The sequence below is a fragment of the Dactylosporangium sp. NPDC050588 genome, from assembly GCF_040654975.1.
Lineage (GTDB): Bacteria > Actinomycetota > Actinomycetes > Mycobacteriales > Micromonosporaceae > Dactylosporangium > Dactylosporangium maewongense.
Genome location: NZ_JBFAJA010000070.1, coordinates 38,062 through 56,155, shown reverse-complemented (window position 1 = coordinate 56,155; position 18,094 = coordinate 38,062). Strand labels below are relative to the sequence as shown.

The 18,094-nt window shown below is 73.1% G+C and carries 17 protein-coding genes; 11 read left to right on the top strand and 6 right to left on the bottom strand.

Annotation, left to right across the window (positions count from 1 at the left end; genetic code table 11):
• Nucleotides 1-133: 133 nt before the first annotated feature.
• The gene (locus AB0I21_RS39505; RefSeq protein ID WP_360568807.1) at nt 134-832 is read left to right on the top strand and encodes a hypothetical protein; all 699 of its coding nucleotides are present in this window, start codon (nt 134-136) and stop codon (nt 830-832) included.
• 4 nt (nt 833-836) lie between these two features.
• Here AB0I21_RS39505 and AB0I21_RS39500 read toward each other — a convergent pair whose 3' ends face one another.
• A complete protein-coding gene (locus AB0I21_RS39500) occupies nt 837-1,706 on the bottom strand; it encodes a glycosyltransferase family 39 protein (protein WP_360568806.1) in 870 nt (289 codons plus the stop codon).
• A gap of 183 nt (nt 1,707-1,889) precedes the next feature.
• Here AB0I21_RS39500 and AB0I21_RS39495 point away from each other — a divergent pair, with 183 nt between their 5' ends.
• The 3 genes from AB0I21_RS39495 (at nt 1,890) to AB0I21_RS39485 (ending at nt 4,211) form a co-directional block, all read left to right on the top strand.
• Nucleotides 1,890-2,168 carry a hypothetical protein gene (locus AB0I21_RS39495; protein WP_360568805.1) on the top strand — a complete coding sequence of 93 codons (279 nt, stop codon included), beginning with the start codon at nt 1,890-1,892 and terminating at the stop codon, nt 2,166-2,168.
• Between the two features lie 116 nt (nt 2,169-2,284).
• Complete coding sequence (locus AB0I21_RS39490) at nt 2,285-3,298, top strand: LLM class flavin-dependent oxidoreductase (RefSeq protein WP_360568804.1); 1,014 nt, start codon at nt 2,285-2,287, stop codon at nt 3,296-3,298.
• A gap of 214 nt (nt 3,299-3,512) precedes the next feature.
• Nucleotides 3,513-4,211, top strand: a complete 699-nt coding sequence (locus AB0I21_RS39485; RefSeq protein WP_360568803.1) for an FCD domain-containing protein — start codon at nt 3,513-3,515, stop codon at nt 4,209-4,211.
• Here AB0I21_RS39485 and AB0I21_RS39480 read toward each other — a convergent pair.
• The gene (locus tag AB0I21_RS39480; RefSeq protein ID WP_360568802.1) at nt 4,197-5,000 is read right to left on the bottom strand and encodes an amidohydrolase family protein; all 804 of its coding nucleotides are present in this window, start codon (nt 4,998-5,000) and stop codon (nt 4,197-4,199) included. The two genes, AB0I21_RS39485 and AB0I21_RS39480, sit on opposite strands and share 15 nt — an antisense overlap.
• Nucleotides 4,997-6,139 carry an acyl-CoA dehydrogenase family protein gene (locus AB0I21_RS39475; protein WP_360568801.1) on the bottom strand — a complete coding sequence of 381 codons (1,143 nt, stop codon included), beginning with the start codon at nt 6,137-6,139 and terminating at the stop codon, nt 4,997-4,999. The genes AB0I21_RS39480 and AB0I21_RS39475 overlap by 4 nt, the downstream gene beginning before the upstream one ends.
• 87 nt (nt 6,140-6,226) lie before the next feature.
• On the opposite strand from AB0I21_RS39475, the gene AB0I21_RS39470 reads away from it, so the two are divergent.
• From AB0I21_RS39470 to AB0I21_RS39440, 7 genes are all read left to right on the top strand, one after another.
• Complete coding sequence (locus AB0I21_RS39470) at nt 6,227-7,429, top strand: thiolase family protein (protein WP_360568800.1); 1,203 nt, start codon at nt 6,227-6,229, stop codon at nt 7,427-7,429.
• Nucleotides 7,426-8,190 (top strand): SDR family NAD(P)-dependent oxidoreductase, encoded by a 765-nt coding sequence (locus AB0I21_RS39465; protein WP_360568799.1) that lies wholly within the window; start codon nt 7,426-7,428, stop codon nt 8,188-8,190. Before AB0I21_RS39470 ends, AB0I21_RS39465 begins: the two co-directional genes overlap by 4 nt.
• Before the next feature lies 1 nt (nt 8,191).
• Nucleotides 8,192-9,013 (top strand): crotonase/enoyl-CoA hydratase family protein, encoded by an 822-nt coding sequence (locus tag AB0I21_RS39460; RefSeq protein WP_360568798.1) that lies wholly within the window; start codon nt 8,192-8,194, stop codon nt 9,011-9,013.
• Between the two features lie 21 nt (nt 9,014-9,034).
• On the top strand, nt 9,035-9,796 hold the full coding sequence (locus tag AB0I21_RS39455; protein WP_360568797.1) for an enoyl-CoA hydratase/isomerase family protein: 762 nt from the start codon (nt 9,035-9,037) through the stop codon (nt 9,794-9,796).
• 193 nt (nt 9,797-9,989) lie between these two features.
• On the top strand, nt 9,990-11,060 hold the full coding sequence (locus AB0I21_RS39450; protein WP_360568796.1) for an ABC transporter substrate-binding protein: 1,071 nt from the start codon (nt 9,990-9,992) through the stop codon (nt 11,058-11,060).
• Nucleotides 11,060-11,863, top strand: a complete 804-nt coding sequence (locus AB0I21_RS39445; protein WP_360568795.1) for an ABC transporter ATP-binding protein — start codon at nt 11,060-11,062, stop codon at nt 11,861-11,863. Before AB0I21_RS39450 ends, AB0I21_RS39445 begins: the two co-directional genes overlap by 1 nt.
• Complete coding sequence (locus AB0I21_RS39440; protein WP_360568794.1) at nt 11,860-12,693, top strand: ABC transporter permease subunit; 834 nt, start codon at nt 11,860-11,862, stop codon at nt 12,691-12,693. Before AB0I21_RS39445 ends, AB0I21_RS39440 begins: the two co-directional genes overlap by 4 nt.
• 57 nt (nt 12,694-12,750) lie before the next feature.
• Here AB0I21_RS39440 and AB0I21_RS39435 read toward each other — a convergent pair whose 3' ends face one another.
• The 3 genes from AB0I21_RS39435 to AB0I21_RS39425 are packed head-to-tail and all read right to left on the bottom strand — an operon-like array spanning nt 12,751 to nt 17,834.
• The gene (locus tag AB0I21_RS39435) at nt 12,751-14,712 is read right to left on the bottom strand and encodes an FAD-dependent oxidoreductase (RefSeq protein WP_360568793.1); all 1,962 of its coding nucleotides are present in this window, start codon (nt 14,710-14,712) and stop codon (nt 12,751-12,753) included.
• Entirely contained in the window at nt 14,712-16,811 is a 2,100-nt protein-coding gene (locus AB0I21_RS39430) for an acetate--CoA ligase family protein (protein ID WP_360568792.1), read from the bottom strand. Before AB0I21_RS39430 ends, AB0I21_RS39435 begins: the two co-directional genes overlap by 1 nt.
• A gap of 30 nt (nt 16,812-16,841) precedes the next feature.
• The gene (locus tag AB0I21_RS39425; protein ID WP_360568791.1) at nt 16,842-17,834 is read right to left on the bottom strand and encodes an NADPH:quinone oxidoreductase family protein; all 993 of its coding nucleotides are present in this window, start codon (nt 17,832-17,834) and stop codon (nt 16,842-16,844) included.
• Nucleotides 17,835-18,094: the final 260 nt, after the last annotated feature.

The window sequence follows — 18,094 nt, the reverse complement described above, 5'->3', positions numbered from 1 at the left end:
TCAGATGCCCGTGATTCGTGACTTTCCGGCCCGTCGTGCGAGCCGATAGCATCGGGCGTCACCACGCCCGGGTGGTCGGTCTTCGGCGAGCCTTCCGTCCCGGCGGCAGTCGAACGCGCCCCCAGGAGCTGTGATGCCACCCCGTTCGCCGAGTCGCGCCCGTCCGTTGCCTGCCCGCGCCCGTGCCACCGGCGGCGGTGGTTTCCGGTGGCGGCCCGTCGTGATCGCGGCGGCCGTCGCGCTCGTCGTCGGCGGGCTGATCGGGGGTCTCGTCGGCGGCGCCGTCGCCGACCCGCGCAGCGACACGCAGCGGCGCATCGACGAGCTGCAGGTCGCGGAGGTCAAGCGCGACGCCGACCAGGTCGTGGCGCTCACCGACCAGGCACGCCGGATCCTGGAGCTGCTCGGTCCGGCCGTCGAGCAGCTGGCCACGGCGCTTCCGCCCAAGGGTGCGCCGGGGCCGCTGGTCGAGCAGGGCAAGGTCGACGGGTGGAAGGCGGTCACGCGCAAGGGTGTCGAGGAGTTCAAGGACCCGCCGTCGGCCGGGACGGCGGTCAACATCGCCCGGGGCAGCCTCGCCGGCGGCGCCCGGCAGCTCGACCTCGCGGTGGACACGTACGCGGCCGCGGTCAAGGCCCCCGAGGCGGACCGGGCGGCGCTGCTGAGCCTCGCCAGCCGCCAGCGTGACCTGGCGGTCGCCGGCTGGTCGGTCGGCGCCACGCAACTCGACCAGCTCAACGTCGACATCGGCCGGGGGCATCAGCACGCCTTCCTGCCGTCCGCTCCGGGTCAGGAGGCGATGACCTCGGACGGCTCGAAGGAAGGCGAGTGACCGGCTAGCGCGCGCAGTCGTACAGGGTGTAGAGCCCGGTGCTGAACCCGTCGACGGGTCGGCAGGCGGTCGGCGCCCAGGCGGCGTAGTCCGGGTGGTCGCGGGTCGGTTTGCCTTTCAGCTGCGGGCCGTCGACGAGGGCGTACCGCAGTTCCCCTGCCGCGACGAGCTCGTCGAGCCGCCGCACGCCGACGCTCGGGATCTGGGCCGTGAACCCGCCGATCGGGAGTGGGTCGAGGCCGCGGGTGATGAACTGGCCGGCCTGCGGCGCCCACTGCACGGCGAGGTCGTAGCGTTCACCGCCGCGGTTGGCGCGGGCGAGGTGCCAGGCCCACCAGCCGCTGGCGGCGACGGCGGCGGGCAGGAGCCAGCGGTGCCAGCCGGAGGTCCGGTAGGCCCGCCACAGGGCGACCAGGCCGGCCGCGGCGAGCGCGGACAGGGCGGGTGCGAGGGCGATGTTGTAGAAGGAGTGGGCCTTGACGCTGCCGGCGAAGGCCAGCAGGTGCACCGCCAGCCAGGCGAGCCACAGCACCGCGAGGCCCACCAGCACGCCGGTCCACAGCAGCGGCCTGAGCCGGTCGGTGGCGACGGCCCGCTGCCAGAGGAGGGTCGCGGCCAGCAGCAGAGCCACGAGGACCGGGTCGGGGATCTGGGTGCGGGCGAGCGCGGCGACCATCGGCGTCGCCGCGAAGAACCCGGTCGCCGCCACGCCCGCCTCCGGTCCGGCCCACCCGCGCACGACCCGGTACATCAGCACGATCGAGGCCAGGCTCGCCAGCAGCGAGGGCAGCAGGACGGCCCAGGGGACGTGGCCGAACACGCGGGCGGACAGCGCCTGCAGCCAGAACGTGCCGGGCGCCTTGTCGAAGGTCATGGTCAGCTGCGGGTCGTAGGCGCCGTACAGTCACGCCTGCCAACTGCCGGAGAGAACCAGCTGATTGATGAAGCTGAATATGTGAAGAGTTGCGCCATCCGCGTCGGCGCCCCTTTGGTGCGCGCCAGGGGGGACCGGTTGCCGCCGGAAACCGGCCGAGCGAGGATTGAATGTGGACCCCGGATGCCGGCGGGGGTGGTCGCGGTGGAGTTCGCCGTCTTCTTGATCGTCCTGATCTTCGTGGCGATCCTGTCGTCCGGCAGTGCGTGGATCGCCAGGCGCCGGAGCCGGGAGTCGCTCGGGTTCTCGCCGGCGTCGCCGCGGGCCGAGCGGGCCGAGGCCGTGCTGACCGAGTGGCTGCTCGCCGGCTACCTGTCGGCCGAGCAGTACCGGCGGGACATGGCCACGCTCGCCGCGCGGGAGGCGGACCGCCATCCGCCGCCCACCCCGTTCGGTCCGTGACCGCCCACCCGGAGGCGGCCGGGCGAACGCCCCTGTGCACGCTCGCTTGCTGGCGACAATATCCTTATAATCGTTATATCGTGCAGCAGCGTTGGGCGTCGAAGGGGTTACGGGCCGTGAAGTTCGGATTAGCGATCATGAATGACTTCCCGCAGGGGACCATTGCCGCCGAGCGGGTCGGCGAGCTCCGGGAGCAGGTCTCCGTGGCGCGGGAGTGCGGGATCGACAGCATCTGGCTGCTGCACCACTACCTCGGCAGCATGCCCACCCTGCAGCCCGTTCCCACCCTGGCGGCGCTCGCGCAGCAGGCGGAGGGGATGCATATCGGGACCAACATGTTCATCCTGCCGCTGCACCACCCCGTCCAGGTCGCCGAGACGTTCGCGACGCTCGACCACCTGAGCGGCGGGCGGGCGATCGCCGGCTTCGGCATGGGCTACCGGGAGAACGAGTTCGCCGCGTTCGGCATCCCGCTCGAGGAACGCGTCTCGCGCTACACCGAGAGTGTCGAGATCATCCGCGGGCTGTGGTCCGGTGAGCCGGTGACCTACGCGGGCAAGCACTACTCGCTCGACGACGCGCGGATCAGCCTCCCCCCGGTGCGGCAGGGCGGGCCGCCGATCTGGGTCGGCGCCGGAATGCACAAGGCGGGCGCCAGGCGGGCCGCTCAGCTCGGCGACGCCTGGATCGTGCCGCCGCACGCGTCGGTGGCGAAGCTCGCCGAGCTCGTCCAGGTGGAGCGGGCGGAGCGCGCGCGGCTCGGCCGGCCGCTCAACGGTGAGGTGGTCGTCCGCCGCGAGCTCGTGCTCGACCAGGACCGGGAGCGGGCCCGCGAGCGCGGCCTCCGCGCCCGGCTCGGCGTGACCCAGCAGTACGCGAAGTACAACGCCCCCGACGCGACGGCCCAGTATCGTCACCTGCAGAGCGAGGCGGCCGCCGCGGAGGTGGCCGACGAGGCGTACCTCTTCACCGACCCCGCGACGTGCGTCGCCAGGCTGCGCGAGCTCGAGGAGGCCGGCGTGACGACGGTCATCCTCCGGGCGCAGTGGTACGACCTGCCTCACGAGGACATGCTCGCCACCCTCAAACTGTTCGCGGACGAGGTGCTGCCCGCGCTGGGTCAGCGCTGATCGTATTGACGGCGGTCACGCAGCGCGAGAGGGATGGTCACATTCCTCGCACATTCTCGACATCGGGGGGAAATGCGGACGCCGGCTGGTGGGGGCGGGTAGCGAACACGCCCTTTTGCTGAATATCATAGGAAGCAATGAGCCTCAGGGGAGGCCGACGCAGAAGGGGGGTGCGGCAGTGAACCGTGACCGTCCGCAGAAGACCGCCATGCTCGTGGCGCAGCGCATCGTCAACGAGATCAGCAGGCAGGGCCGGCAGGTCGGCGACAGGCTCTCGCCCGAGCGGGTCATGCTCGAGGAGTACCAGGTCGGCCGCGGCACCCTCCGGGAGTCGCTGCGGTTTCTCGAGTTGCAGGGCGTCATCTCCCTCAAGCCGGGGCCGGGCGGCGGTCCGATCGTCGAGAAGCCCGACGCCTCCCATCTGGCGACGTCCCTGATTCTGTTGCTGCAGTTCGAGCAGGCGCCATTCCGCTCCATTCTGGAGACCCGTGCCGCCCTCGAGCCGCTCATGGCCCGGCTCGCCTCGCAGCGCATCGACGCCGAGCGGCTGCGCCAGCTCGAAGAATCGGTGCAGAAAATGGGCGAGCACATCGCCGACCAGGGTGTTTTCCTGGAGACGAACAAGAGCTTCCACGACGTCATTGCCTGGGCTTCGGGAAACACCGTGTTCGGCTTCCTGGTCGACGCGCTGCTCGACATCCTCGACGGCACGGTGCTCGGGGTCGACTACCCCGAGCACCGCCGGGGGACGGTGCTCAAGCGGCACCGGTCCATCTACGACGCCATCGCCGCCAGCGACGGTGACGTGGCCGAGGAGTCCATGCGCGAGCACATCGCGGAGATGACGCGCTACCTGGAGAAGAAGTTCGCCTCCACCATGGACGCCTCGATCACCTGGTCAGTCGTGCGCTAGCGGCGCGATCCCGAGGAGGCGGGCCAGGTTGCCACCGAGGACCGCCTCCTCGTCCGCGGGCGGGAGCCCGAGCGCGCGCACCGCCGCGATCTCCGTCGCCGGATCGCTCATCGGCCAGTCACTGCCGTAGATGATCCGGGACGCGCCGTGCCGCGCGATGATCTCGCGCACCCGGTCGGCGTCGAGCCCGCGCAGGGTGGGCGGCCACGAGGTCTCCAGGTGCACGTCGGTGCCGAGCACGGCCTGCTCGGCCTCGTCGAGCCGGTGGTATCCGCCGAAGTGGCACGCGATCAGCTTGAGGCCCGGCACCGTGTCGATGATGGTGCGCAGATGGTGCGGGGCGCCCCGGTCGTTGGCCTGTGCGTCGCCGCCGGCGCCCGCGTGGGTGATCACGACGATGCCCTCTGCGGCGAGCCCGTGCAGGATCTCGTGCACCGCGGGGTCGGCGAGCGAGAGCCCCTGGAAGAGCGGGTGCAGCTTCACCCCGCCGATGCCGTTGTCCCGCAGCGACGCGAGGTTCGCGGCGACCGGCAGGTCCGGGTGCACCGTGCCGAACGGGATGAACCGCGACCGGTCGACGCCGCCGATGAACTCGTTCGTCCGCGCGACGTTCTTGGCCACGGTGGCGACCGCGAGCGTCATCGCGAGGTCGATGCCGGCCTCGTCCATGGTGCGCCGCAGGCCGTCCAGCGTGCCGTCGTGGCGCGGATCCAGCCCCGCCGGCCGCTGCGCGAGCACCTGCGGGGCGATGTGGTCGGGCCACACGTGACAGTGCGCGTCGATGATCATGACTGCAGTCCCTTCAGCAGTTGCTTTGCCAGCGAATCGAGGATGACCTCGGTCGACCCCTCGTAGATGCGCATCGGCCGCGCGCCCCGGTAGAGCCGTTCGATGAGGCCGCCGCGCACCAGCCCGAACCGCCCCATGACCTGGACGGCGCGGTCGACGACGCGGCCCGCGGCCTCGGTGGCCCCGACCTTCGCCATCGACGACAGGTTGAGCGCCGCGAGGGGGTCGCGGCTCGCGGCCGCGGCGGCGCGGTAGGCGAGGCTGCGCGCCATCTCGATCTCGACCCACGAGGTCGCGAGCATCGAGGGCACCGGGCCGAGGCGGGCGACCGGCACGCCGAACTGTTCGCGGCCGGCGGTGTGGCGCAGCGCCTCGTCGAGGGCCGCCTGCGCGAGCCCGACGGCCGCGCCCGCGACCGAGACCCGGAAGGTCGCCAGCGTGGCGAGCACCAGCGAGAAGCCCTTGCCCGGCGGGCCGACGACGTGGTCGGCCGGCAGGCGCACACCGTCGAGGTGCAGGTCGCCGAGGACGTGCGGCGCGATGATCTGGTGCGGGTTGCTGGCCGAGAAGCCCGGCGCCCCGGCGGGGACGAGGACCAGCGTGAACCCGTCGCCCTGGCGGCCGAGGACGAGATAGAAGTCGGCGTCGCCGCCGTTGGTGATGAACGACTTGTGCCCCGTGACGACGACGTGGTCGCCGTCGGTCTCCACGGTCGTCGCCAGGTTCCGCAGGTCGGAGCCGACCTGCGGCTCGGTGAGCGCCAGCCCGGCGATGGCCTCCAGCGTGGCGACCTTCGGCAGCCACTCCGCCTTGACCCGCTCCGCCCCGCCGACGCCCAGGCCGTAGCTGCCGATGCCCTGCATCGCGAAGAGGGAGTCGAGATGGGCGCTCTCCGCGGCCAGCGCCTCGCGCACGACGGTCACGGCGAGGGCGTCCACCTTCTCGTGCCGCCCGCCGTACGCGGCCGGCACGACCAGATCGGTGAGCCCGCTCGCCGCCAGCTGGGCGCGCATGTCGGGGTCGATGTGGTCGGCCTCGTCGGCCCGGGCGGAGAACGGCCGCACCGCTCTGGCCAGCGCCTGGGCCTGCTCCTGCAGCGCTCTGTACGCCTCCGGCAGCTCAAAAAGTGCCTCGCTCACGGGGCCTCCGTCCTGTAGTCCTGCACCCGTATCTGTGATATTGGTTTATATGGTTAACGTCGGTCAAGCGGCTCGCAGGAGGTTCTCGTGACTGGTGCCGTCATCGTCGACGCGGTGCGCTCTCCCATGGGGAAGGGCAAGGCGTCCGGCTCCCTGGCCGGGCTCCACCCCGTCGATCTGCTCGGGCAGGTGCTCGCCGCGCTCCTCGAGCGCAACGGTGTCGATCCTGCACTGGTGGAGGACGTCATCGTCGGCTGCGTCGGTCAGGTCGGCGAGCAGTCGGCGACGCCGGGCCGGCAGGCGTGGCTGTCCGCCGGGTTCCCGGACCATGTCCCCTCGGTGACGATCGAGCGCAAGTGCGGCTCCGGCCAGCAGGCCGTCGACTTCGCGGTGTGGGGCGTCCGGGCCGGTGCCTACGACGTCGTGATCGCCGGCGGCGTCGAGTCGATGAGCCGGGTGCCGATGGGCTCCGGTCGCATGGACGCCGACCCGTTCGGCCCGCGGACCCGCGCACGCTATCCCGGCCTCGTGCCGCAGGGCGTGGCCGCCGAGCTGGTGGCCGCCAAGTGGGGCCTCACCCGCGAGCAGCTCGACGCATATGCGGCCGAGTCGCACGCGCGGGCCGCCGCGGCCCGCGCCGGTGGCGCCTTCGACCGCGAGATCGTCCCGATCCGGGTGCCGGACGGTGCGGGGGAGCGGGTCGTCGACGCGGACGAGACGATCCGCCCGGGCAGCTCGGTGCAGACCCTGGCGAACCTGTCGCCGGCCTTCGCCACCGACCCCTACACCCGGCGGTTCCCCGAGGTCGGCTGGAAGGTCACCGCGGGCAACTCCTCGCAGATCACCGACGGCGCGAGCGCGCTGCTCGTCATGAGCGAGGAGCGGGCGTCGGCGCTGGGACTGCGGCCGCGGGCACGCATCGTCGCCTCCGCCGTGGTCGGCGACGACCCCACCCTCATGCTCACCGGGCCGCTCCCGGCGACCCGCAAGGTGCTCGACCGGGCCGGGCTGCGCATCGGCGACATCGACGCGATCGAGGTCAACGAGGCGTTCGCGAGCGTCCCGCTCGCCTGGCGGGCCGAGTTCCCGGTCGACGCCGGGCGCCTGAACCCGCGCGGCGGAGCCATCGCGCTCGGGCACCCGCTCGGCGCGTCCGGAGCCCGGCTCATGACGACCCTCATCAACCACCTCGAACAGACCGGCGGCCGGTACGGGCTGCAGACGATGTGCGAGGCCGGCGGCATGGCCAACGCCACCATCATCGAGATCCTTCAGGAGTCGCCCCGATGAATCTTCAGGGAAACAGTGCCGTCGTCACCGGAGGCGCCTCGGGCCTCGGTCTGGCGACGGCCCGCCGGCTGGTCGACGCGGGGGCGCACACCGTCATCCTCGACCTGCCGACGTCGGCCGGCGCCGAGCGGGCCGCGGAGCTGGGTGACCGGGCGTGCTTCGTGCCCGCCGACGTCACCGAGCCCGACCAGGTCGCGGCCGCCCTCGACGCGGCCGAGCGGGTCGCCCCGCTGCGGGCGCTGGTGCACTGCGCGGGCCGCGGCGGCACCGTGCGCCTCGTCGAGCGCGACGGCTCGCCGGGGTCGCTGGAGCTCTACGAGACGCTGGTCCGCCTCAACCTCGTCGGCACGTTCAACGTCCTGCGCCTCGCCTCGGCCCGGATGGCGGCGAACGAGCCGGTCGACGGCGAGCGCGGGGTGTGCGTGCTCACCGCTTCCGTCGCCGCGTGGGAGGGGCAGGTGGGCCAGATCCCGTACGCCTCGGCCAAGGCGGGCGTGGTCGGCATGACCCTCGTCGCGGCCCGCGACCTCGCGACGAAGCTCATCCGCGTCTGCACGATCGCGCCGGGCATCTTCGACACGCCGATCCTCGACCGCTTCTCCGACGAGATCAAGCAAGGGCTGGCCCGCTCGGTCCCCAACCCGGCCCGGCTCGGGCAGGCCGACGAGTACGCCTCCCTCGCTGTGCACATCATCGGCAACGCGTACCTCAACGGCGAGACGATCCGCCTCGACGGCGCCGTCCGGATGCAGGCCCGCTGAGATGGTCGACCACATCATGGAGCGGGTCGCCGCCCCGGCCGTGGCCGGGGACGACCGGTGCCCGCCGCCGGTGCTCGTCGAGGTGTCCGACGGCGTCCTCGTCGTCACCATCAACCGGCCCCAGGTCCGCAACGCCATCGACCTCGCGACCGCGCGCCGGATCGCCGCCGCCATGGAGCGGCTGGACGCCGACCCGGGCATCTCCGCCGGGGTCATCACCGGCGCCGGCGGGACGTTCTGCGCCGGCATGGACCTGCAGGCGTTCCTGGCGGGGGAGCGGCCGTCGGTCCCGGGCCGGGGCTTCGCCGGCCTCGTCGAGCGCCCGCCCGGCAAGCCGCTCATCGCCGCGGTGGAGGGCTTCGCCGTCGCGGGCGGGTTCGAGATCGTGCTCGCCTGCGACCTGGTGACCGCCGCCGAAGGTGCGCGGTTCGGCCTGCCGGAGGTGAAGCGGGGACTGCTCGCGGGTGGCGGCGGCCTGCTCCGGCTGCCGTCGCGGGTACCGCTGCAGCTGGCGATGGAGTGGACGCTCACCGGCGACACGTTCACCGCGGAAAGGGCGGCCGAGGTCGGGCTCGTCAACCGGCTCACGCCGCCGGGAGGGGCGCTCGACGCGGCGCTCGAGCTGGCGCGTCGCGTCGCCGCCAACGGGCCGCTCGCGGTCCGGGCGACGAAACGGATCATCGTCGAGTCCCGCGACTGGCACTCCTCGGAGGCGTTCGCCCGGCAGGCGGAGATCTACGAGCCGGTGCGGTCGTCGGAGGACGCGAAGGAAGGCGCGCGCGCCTTCAAGGAGAAGCGGCCCCCGCGCTGGCACGGCCGGTGAGCGGGCACCGAAGGAGACGACATGGCTGACATCGAGGTCGAAGCGCGCGGTCACGCCCTGTGGGTGACCATCAACCGTCCGGATCGCCGCAACGCGTACGACCTGGACATGGCGCGGGCGATGACCGCGGCCGTCGAGGGCGCCGCCCGGTTCGACGCCGTCGTGCTGACCGGGTCCGGCGGCGCGTTCTGCGCCGGCGGCGCGCTGGCCAACCTGGGCGATCCCGACCCGGACGCCCTGCGTGAGCTGTTCACGGCGTCCTTCCGGCTCGTCGACGCGATCCGCAACTGCCCCCGGCCGGTCATCGCGGCCGTTGACGGTGCGGCGGCCGGCGGCGGCAACGAGCTGGTCATCGCCTGTGATCTCGCGATCGCCACGCGGCGCTCGACCTTCGGGCAGACCGGCCCGAAGGTGGGCTCGGCCCCGGTGCTCGGGGCGACGAACGTCCTCGGGGTCCAGATCGGCGAGAAGCGGGCCAAGGAGATGGCGATGCTGTGCCGCCGCTACCCGGCCGAGCAGGCCCTCGCGCTCGGCCTCGTCAACGAGGTCGTGCCCGACGGCGAGCTGGAGCCGGCCGTGGAGGCGATGCTCGCCGAGATCCACCGGCTCAGCCCGCGCTACCTGGAGATCACGAAGATCAGTTCCAACCTCTGGTGGAACGCTTCGAAGGACAACATGGCCGCCGGCGTCGGGATGCTCATCCAGGCCATCGGCAGCCCGGACATGGTGGAGGGCGCCCGGGCCTTCCTGGAGAAGCGCCGGCCGAACTTCCGCGGCGACTGACCGGGCCCGGCCGCGGCCGCCGGTACGCCGGAGCTCCCGGCGCGACGCACACCCCTGCGGCGTCGCGGGCGTCTCCCTGAGATGTCCGAACGGTTACCAGGTTGAGCCGTTCGAATCCCTTGTAATGTTGACCACACCCCAATTCATGATTATGGTAACCATAATCCCTTGGTCTTGATGAAAGGAGCGTCGAATGCTCGGCGTTCGCCTCCCCCGGCTCACCGGCCGCACCGGCGCCGCCGTCGCCACGGCCCTCGCCGTAGCGTTGTCGCTCAGTGCCTGCGGTGCCGACCCCCAGTCCTCGAAGTCGGGCGGCACCGGCGGTCCGACCACGGTCCGCGTGGGGATCACCTCCAGCATCAACAACGCGACGATGAACCTCGCCATCGACGGCAAGCTCGGCGACGCACACGGCATCTCCCTGCGCCGGCAGAACATCGCCGGCGCCGGCAGCACGAACCAGGTGGCGGCGCTGCTCGCCGGCGACGTCGACGTCGCGGTGGGCGGCACCAACACCGTGATCGACGCGATCGCCAAGGGCGCGGACGTGCAGATCATCGCCGGCATGGCGCCGCTGCTGTTCAGCCTGACGATGCGCAACGAGGCGGCCCAGAAGACCGGCGTCGCCCCCGACGCGCCGATCGAGAACCGGCTCAAGGCGCTCAAGGGCCTGCGGATCGCGGTGAGCCCCAGCGGCTCGACCGGCAACATCGTGCTGCGCACGATCCTCGAGGGGGTCGGCCTCAAGCCCGACACCGACGTCCGCTTCGTGCCGCTCAACGACCTCGGCGCCATCCCCGCCGGTCTCATCCAGGGCACGTTCGACGCCAGCTTCGCCGCGGTCGGCAGCGGCGAGGTGGCCGTGGCCCAGGGCAAGGCCGTCACCTGGGTGTCGCTGCCCAAGGGCGACGTCGCGTCGCTGAAGGACTACCAGGGCATCGTGACCTACGCGTCGCGGTCGTACATCGAGAAGAACCCCGACACCGTCAAGGCCGTGCACGACGCGCTCAACGACGGCCAGAAGATGACCGTCGACCAGCCGGACAAGGCCGCGGAGCTGTTGAAGAACAACGTCTTCAAGGAGATGGACAAGGCGGTCTTCGACAACATGTGGACGCAGTGCAAGAGCGCCTACCCGGCGGGCAGCAACTTCACCGAGGTCAACTGGAAGACGCTCGTCACGCTCTTCGACGCGACGTCGGAGAACGACTACGCCGCACTGAAGTACGACAAACTCGTGGCGCCCGTCGCCCGGGGGAACTGATGACGGGGCAGGGCACGATCTTCGAGGTGCAGGACCTCGCCATCGGGTTCGGTGAGCGCGACGACATCCTCCACGGTGTCGACCTCACCATCGATCGCGGTGAGTTCCTCACGCTGCTCGGGCCGAGCGGCTGCGGCAAGACGACGATCCTCAACCTCGCGGCCGGGCTGCTCCGGCCGCGGGCCGGCCACGTCCGGTTCGCGGGGGAGCCGATCAACGGGGTGAACCGCAACGTCGGCTACATGACCCAGGACGACACCCTGCTGCCGTGGCAGACGGTGCAGGCGAACATCGGCCTGCCGCTGCGGATGCGCAAGGTGCCCAAGGCCGAGATCGCCCGCCAGGTCGGCCGGTACCTGGAGATCCTCGACCTCGGCCACGCCGCGAACCTCCTGCCCGGACAGCTCAGCGGCGGCATGCGCCGGCGCGCGCTGCTGGCCCGCAGCATGATCTACGAGCCCAAGCTGCTGCTCATGGACGAGCCGTTCGCGGCGCTCGACGCGCAGATGCGCCACCAGATGCACATCGAGCTGCGCGAGACCGTCAAGCGCGCCGGTCAGACGGTCATGTTCGTCACGCACGACATCACCGAGGCGGCGAAGATCTCCGACCGGGTGCTGATCGTCGGCGGCGGCCCTCCGGGCGGGATCGTGGCGGAGTACCGGCTGCCGTTCGGAGTCGAGCGCGACCTCGACGCGCTGCGATTCACCGACGAGTTCGCCCGGGTCGAGCAGGAGCTCAACCGTGGTCTGCTCGACGCGAGGTCGAAGGCCACCGCTGACGGAGGAGGCAACGGGTCATGACCGACACGCTCGTCGGGAGCCGCCCGGCCCAGAAACGCAAGGCGACGCAGCGGCGCTCGGCGCGACGGCACCGCCTGATGGTGCTCGGCATCCAGGCGCTCGTCATCGCCGCCGTGCTCGTCGCGTGGGAGCTGGCGTCCGGCCGCGTCGTGCAGGAGCTGCTCATCAGCCGGCCCTCCGAGTTCCTGCCGGCGCTGTGGGGCTGGGTGACCGACGGCACCCTGCTGACCAACGCGGCGGCGACCTTCCGCAGCGCCGGGCTCGGCCTGCTGTGCGGCGGCCTGCTCGGCATCCTGGTGGGTGTCGTGCTCGGCCAGGCCAAGACGCTCGCCGAGATCTTCGAGCCGATGATCACCGCCCTCTACACGATGCCGAAGCACGCGCTCATCCCGCTGTTCATCATGTGGGTGGGCATCGGCAGCGGGCTGGGCGTCCTCACCGCGGCCGTGATCGTCTTCTTCCTGGTCTTCTTCAACACCTTCTTCGGCATCCGCGAGGTGCGGCCGTCGCTGGTCAACTCCGTGCGCATCATGGGCGGCTCGGAGATCGACGTCATGCTGCGGGTCCGGCTCCCCTCGGCCCTCATCTGGGTCGTCGCGGCGCTCAAGCTCGCCGTGCCGCAGGCCGTCGTGGGTGTCGTGGTGGCCGAGATGCTCGCCGGCGACAGCGGCCTGGGCTACCTCGTCGCACGCAACGCGGGCATGTTCAACAGCGCCGGCACCTTCGCGGCGCTGACCACGCTGCTCATCGCCGGGTTCCTCATCGACCGGCTGATGAGCTGGGTGACGAAGAAGCCGCTGGAGTGGAAGAACAACAACAGCGCCATGTGACCCGAGGCGGGAAACCGGCGAGGCCCCCGAAACGCGAGCGTTTCGGGGGCCTCGCCGTCAGGGGTCCAGGCCGGCGAGCAGCCGGGCCACGACGAGGGCCTGCCGGGTGGCGAAGACGAGCCGGCGCGGCGCGTAGGCGTCACCGAGCACGTGCACGTCGGCCCGGCCCTGCTCGCGTGCCAGCGCGTACAGGCCGGCCTCGGAGGTGCCGCCGCACGCGAGCACGACGGTGTCGAACCCGGTCAGCTCGTGGGCGCGACCCGAGTACGTGTGGCGCACGTGCACCACCCCGTCCCCGATCGCCACGACCTCCTCCATGATCCGCACCTGGACGCCGAGCGAGTCGAGCCGGCCGAGCACCGAGCCGACGATGTACCGGCCGAGCAGCTGGGCGGGCACGTGCGTGGAGTAGAGCAGGGTCACCTCGCAGCCGCGGTCCGCGAGGGCCTCCGCGACGGCGAGCGGCGCCAGATGGTCGTCCTGCACGACGACGGCGACCCGCCGGCCCACCGGCGCGCCGCGCAGGGCCGCCCGGCCCCCGACGACGTGGGGGAGGTGCACGCCCGGCAGGTCGGGCACGCGTTCCCGCGCGCCCGTGGCCACGACCAGGGCCGCCCCGGCGCCCACCTCGGCGTCCGCCGCGGCGAGGTCGGCCGCGCCGAAGGCGGTGCCGAGCCGCACCTGGACGCCGAGCGAGCCGAGCCGGCGCTCCTGCCAGTCGAGGTACTCGCCGAGCCGCCCGAACGACGGGGCGAGCGCCGCCGTGCGCAGCTGCCCGCCGAGCGCGTCGGCCCGCTCGACCAGCGTCACCGCGGCGCCGGCCTCGGCGGCGAGGGCGGCCAGCTCCATCCCGGCCGGTCCGCCGCCGACGACGAGCACCGGCCGGTCGACGCGCGCGCCGCCCGGCCACGGACCGTCGACCTCGCGGGCGGCGTGCGGGTTGACGGCGCAGCCGAACGGCAGGCCGTCGACGTAGCGCCGGTTGATGCAGTCGTTGCCGCCGACGCACGGGCGGATCGACCGGTGCTCGCCGGCCCGCGCCTTGACCAGCAGCTGCGGGTCGGCGACGTGGGCCCGGGCCATCCCGACGAGGTCGGCGTCGCCCCGCGCGACGATCTCGGCGGCCAGTCGGGGGCTGTTGACCAGCCCCGTGTAGACGACCGGCACCGACAGCGCCTCCCGGTACCGCCGGGCGAGCCCCGACCAGGTGCCGGGCTCGTAGAAGTGGGGCTGGATGTAGCTCGGGTGGCCCCAGGTCGAGCCGTAGACCATGTGGAAGTAGTCGACCAGGCCGGTCGCCTCGATGCGGCGCGCGATCTCGACGCCCTCGTCCAGCTCGTAGGACCCGGGCACCGCCAGGTTCATCCGCACGCCGAGCGCGCCGTCGCGGCCGAACGCGGCGCGGGCGCGCTCCAGCACCTCGATCGGCAGGCGCATGCGGTTGCCCAGGGAGCCGCCGTAGTGGTCCGTGCGGTCGTTGGTGCTGGGGGAGAGGAACTGCTGGGTCAGGTCCTCGTGGTTCATGTGCAGCTCGAGCACGTCGATGCCGGCCTGCCGGGCGGTCCCGGCCGAGAACTCGTACTCGTCCAGCAGCAGCGCGAGCTCGTCCACCGTGATCGCGTGCGGGGCGAGGAAGTTCACCGGCGTCGCGAACCGGTCCGACGGGGCGTGCGGGTAGCCGCCGTTCATCGTCAGCTGCGTGGCGGCCAGCGCGCCCGCCTCGTGCATCGCCGCGCTGTACCGGCGCACCCGCTCGACGTAGTTCGCGCCGCGGAACGACCCGTGCACGACGGCGCTGATGCCGGACGGCTCGAACCCGGGCGCGAGGACGTTGCTGATCCGCCCCGGGATCGTCGACCAGGCGATGCCCGCCCGCGCCCGCTCGGCGAGGTACGCGATCGCCTGCCCGGCCTCCGCCTCGGTGCCCCAGAGGTTTCCGATCGCCGAGGAGTGCGGCGGCATGACGACCCGGCTCCGCGCGGTGAGCGCGCCGATGCGGATCGGTGTGAACAGGTCCATCAGGCCTCCCGGACGTGCACGGCGGCGTCGACGGCGACGGCACCGGTGGCGCCGACGATGACGGGGTTGAGGTCGAGGGCGGCGATCCAGTCGCCGCCGGCGAGCAGCTGGGACACGCGGGAGATCAGCTCGGCGAGGGCGGCGACGTCGTGCCGGGCGCCGCGGTAGCCGTCGAGGACCGGCCAGATCCGCAGCCCGCGCAGCATGGCCCGCGCCTCGTCGGCGGTCACCGGGCAGCGGGCCAGCACCCGGTCGCTGAACACCTCGGTGAGCACCCCGCCGGCCCCGACCAGCACCATCGGGCCGAAGTCGGGGTCGCGCACCCCGCCGACGATGACCTCGGCCCCGGTCGCCTGCTCCGCGAGCAGGATGCCGTGCGGCTGGAGGCGGTGCGTGTCGACGGCCGCGGCGAAGCGCTCGACGGCCGCGCGCACCTCGTCGTCCGTGCGCAGGCCGACGGCCACGAGCCCGAGGTCGCTCTTGTGCTCGACCCCGACGCAGAGCTGCTTCGCGACGAGGGGGCGGCGCAGCCCGGCGGCCGCGCCGAGCACGTCGCCGCCCGGGGCGACGAGCACCTCGCGGGCGACGGCGACGCCGTGTCCGGCGAGGAAGCGTTTGGCGGCGTCCTCCGTCGGCGCGCGCCCCGCCCAGGCCGGCGGCGGTGCGGTGCCGACCGGCTGCGGCGCGGGACGGCGGGGCCGCCGCGGGCGCGCGACGACGCCGAGGGCGCGCAGGGCGGCGTCCGTGTCGGTGAACGTCGGCACCCGCGACGTCTGCAGCAGCCGCTCGACGGTGGCCGTCATCGCACCCGCCGACCAGCTGGAGACGACGGTCGGCACGCGGGTCGCCGCCGCCGCGTCGAGGATCACCGGCAGCAGGCGCTCGGCGTCGTGCGCGCTCCAGGTGGGCAGCGCGACGAGGACCGCGTCGAACGCGTCGCCGGCGGTCGCCTCGTCGAGCATCCGCCGCAGCAGCACCGGGTCGCCGATGACGGCGCCGGTGAGGTCGAGCGGGTTGCCGGGCGTGCCGAAGCGCATGAGCCGGCGCAGCCGGTCGGCGCGTTCGGCGTCCAGCGGCGGCACCGACAGCCCGGCCGCCTCCGCCCGGTCGGCGGCGTAGCTGCACTCGCCGCCGGAGGGGGACACGACGAGCAGGCGGTCGCCGCGCGGGAGCACGCCGCGCGACAGCAGGTCGGCGACGTCGACGAGCGCTTCGAGGGAGTCGACGACGTGGACGTCCTCCTCGGCCATGACGGTCCGGAAGACGTCGTGCGAGCCGGTCATCGCGCCGGTGTGCCCGAGCGACGAGCGCGCCGCCGCGTCGCTCGCGCCGACCTTGAGGGCCACGAGGTGCTTGCCGGCGTCGCGCGCGGCGCGGACGGCGGCGACGAACGCGTCCGCCCGCCGCACCTGTTCGAGGAAGAGCGCGATCACCGACGTGTGCGGGTCGCCGGCCAGCGCCGTGACGAGGTCGGCGACGTCGACGTCGCACTCGTTGCCGACGCTGATCAGGGCGCGGGTCCCGAGGCCCCGGGCCGTGGCGAGGTTGACGACATTGACGCCCATCCCGCCGCTCTGGCTGACCACGGTCACCGAGCCGGGGAGCAGGTGCTGGGCGATGTTGAGGGTCGGCGTCGCGATGACGCCATCGACGGGGCTGAGCACGCCGATGCAGTTCGGGCCGACGATCCGGGTGCCGGTCGACCGGGCGATCCGGCTCAGCTCGGCCTGCGCCGCCCGGCCGGCCGCGCCCTCCTCGGCGAAGCCGGACGTGCAGACGACGACGTGCGCGACGCCGGCCGCCGCGCACTGCCGGGTGACGTCGAGCACGCGGTCGGCGCCGACGAGGACGTACGCGGTGTCGACCGGCCCGGCGTCGGCGATCGACGGGACGCACGGCAGCCCCAGCACGTCCTGGTACTTCGGGTTCACCGGGACGATCCGCCCCGGGTAGCCGGTGCGCAGCAGGTTGGCGATCGCCCGGCCGGGGTGCCGGTCGACCCCCGGCGAGGCGCCGACGACGGCGATGGAGCGCGGGGCGAGCAGCCCGGCGAGGTCGAGCGCGGGCCGGCTCGCGATGGCGACGGTATCGGCGGTCACGGCGTCCTCCGAAGAAGGGGTGGGGGATGGTCAGCGGGTGAGCAGCACGACCTTGCCGGCGACCCGGCGCTCCTCGATGTCGAGGAGGGCCCGGGCCGCCCGGTCGAGCGGGTAGGTGGCGTGGATCTGCGGGCGCAGGGACCCGTCGGCGAGGCCGGGGGTCAGCGCGGCCCATTGGGCCGCCGGGAACTCGGGGTGCAGGCGGGTGTACGGCCCCCACGCGACCCCGCGCACGTCCACGTTGGCGAGCAGTAAGCGGTTGAGCCGCAGCGCGCCGATGGAGCCGGACGCGAAGCCGAGCACGAGCAGCCGCCCGAGCGGGGCCAGGCAGCGCACCGAGTCGAGCGCGAGCTCGTCGCCGCCGACGGGGTCGACGACCACGTCGACCCCGGCGCCACCGGTGATGTCGCGGGTCTCGCGCAGGAAGCCGGACGCGTCGACCACGTGGTCGGCGCCCGCGCGGAGGGCCGCCCCGGCCCGGCCGGGGCCGGACACCACGGCGACGACCTCGGCGCCCAGCCACTTGGCTACCTGGACCGTGGCCGTGCCGACGCCGCCCGCCGCACCGTGCACGAGCACCCGGGTCCCGGCCCGGACCTCGCCGCGCACGACGAGCGCGTAGTGGGCGGTGAAGTAGTTGAGGGGCAGGCAGGCGCCCTCGGCGAACGACACGGCGTCCGGCAGGGGGAAGACGTGCGTCGCCGGCGCCGTGACGGCCTCGGCGGCGGCGCCGACGGGCAGCCAGCCGGCGACCCGGCCGCCGGGGGCGATCCCGGCGCCGGGCGGGGCCTCGCGCACGACGCCGGCGAAGTCGATCCCCAGCGTGAACGGCAGGTCGGGCTTGAGCTGGTAGCGCCCGTGGCTGAGCAGCAGGTCGGGGAAGGCGAGGCCGACCGCGTGCACGTCGACGAGGTAGTGCCCGTCCGGGCGGTCCGGCGCGGGCACGGTGGCGACCTCGAGGGCCGCGGGCCCGTCGAGGCGGGTCACCCGCACGGCGCGCACGCCGTGCTCCGCGGCGCTCATGCCGCCACCTCCGCTGCGCTCCGGCGTCGGCCTGAGCCAACCTGACATGCTGATTCGCGGCCCGAGCCGCTGCGCTGGCCGCTCATGCCGCCGCCTCCGCTGCGCTCCGGCGTCGGCCTGAGCCAATCTGACATGCTGATTCGCGGCCCGAGCCGCTGCGCTGGCCGCTCATGCCGCCACCTCCGCTGCGCTCCGGCGTCGGCCTGAGCCAACCTGACATGCTGATTCGCGGCCCGAGCCGCTGCGCTGGCCGCTCATGC

Coding starts and splice junctions, on each gene's coding strand:
- AB0I21_RS39455 (WP_360568797.1), top strand. CDS start 9,035: ATGGCTGACATCGAGGTCGAAGCGCGCGGTCACGCCCTGTGGGTGACC.
- AB0I21_RS39480 (WP_360568802.1), bottom strand. CDS start 5,000: ATGATCATCGACGCGCACTGTCACGTGTGGCCCGACCACATCGCCCCG.
- AB0I21_RS39465 (WP_360568799.1), top strand. CDS start 7,426: ATGAATCTTCAGGGAAACAGTGCCGTCGTCACCGGAGGCGCCTCGGGC.
- AB0I21_RS39445 (WP_360568795.1), top strand. CDS start 11,060: ATGACGGGGCAGGGCACGATCTTCGAGGTGCAGGACCTCGCCATCGGG.
- AB0I21_RS39460 (WP_360568798.1), top strand. CDS start 8,192: ATGGTCGACCACATCATGGAGCGGGTCGCCGCCCCGGCCGTGGCCGGG.
- AB0I21_RS39500 (WP_360568806.1), bottom strand. CDS start 1,706: ATGACCTTCGACAAGGCGCCCGGCACGTTCTGGCTGCAGGCGCTGTCC.
- AB0I21_RS39450 (WP_360568796.1), top strand. CDS start 9,990: ATGCTCGGCGTTCGCCTCCCCCGGCTCACCGGCCGCACCGGCGCCGCC.
- AB0I21_RS39440 (WP_360568794.1), top strand. CDS start 11,860: ATGACCGACACGCTCGTCGGGAGCCGCCCGGCCCAGAAACGCAAGGCG.
- AB0I21_RS39495 (WP_360568805.1), top strand. CDS start 1,890: ATGCCGGCGGGGGTGGTCGCGGTGGAGTTCGCCGTCTTCTTGATCGTC.
- AB0I21_RS39435 (WP_360568793.1), bottom strand. CDS start 14,712: ATGGACCTGTTCACACCGATCCGCATCGGCGCGCTCACCGCGCGGAGC.
- AB0I21_RS39425 (WP_360568791.1), bottom strand. CDS start 17,834: ATGAGCGCCGCGGAGCACGGCGTGCGCGCCGTGCGGGTGACCCGCCTC.
- AB0I21_RS39505 (WP_360568807.1), top strand. CDS start 134: ATGCCACCCCGTTCGCCGAGTCGCGCCCGTCCGTTGCCTGCCCGCGCC.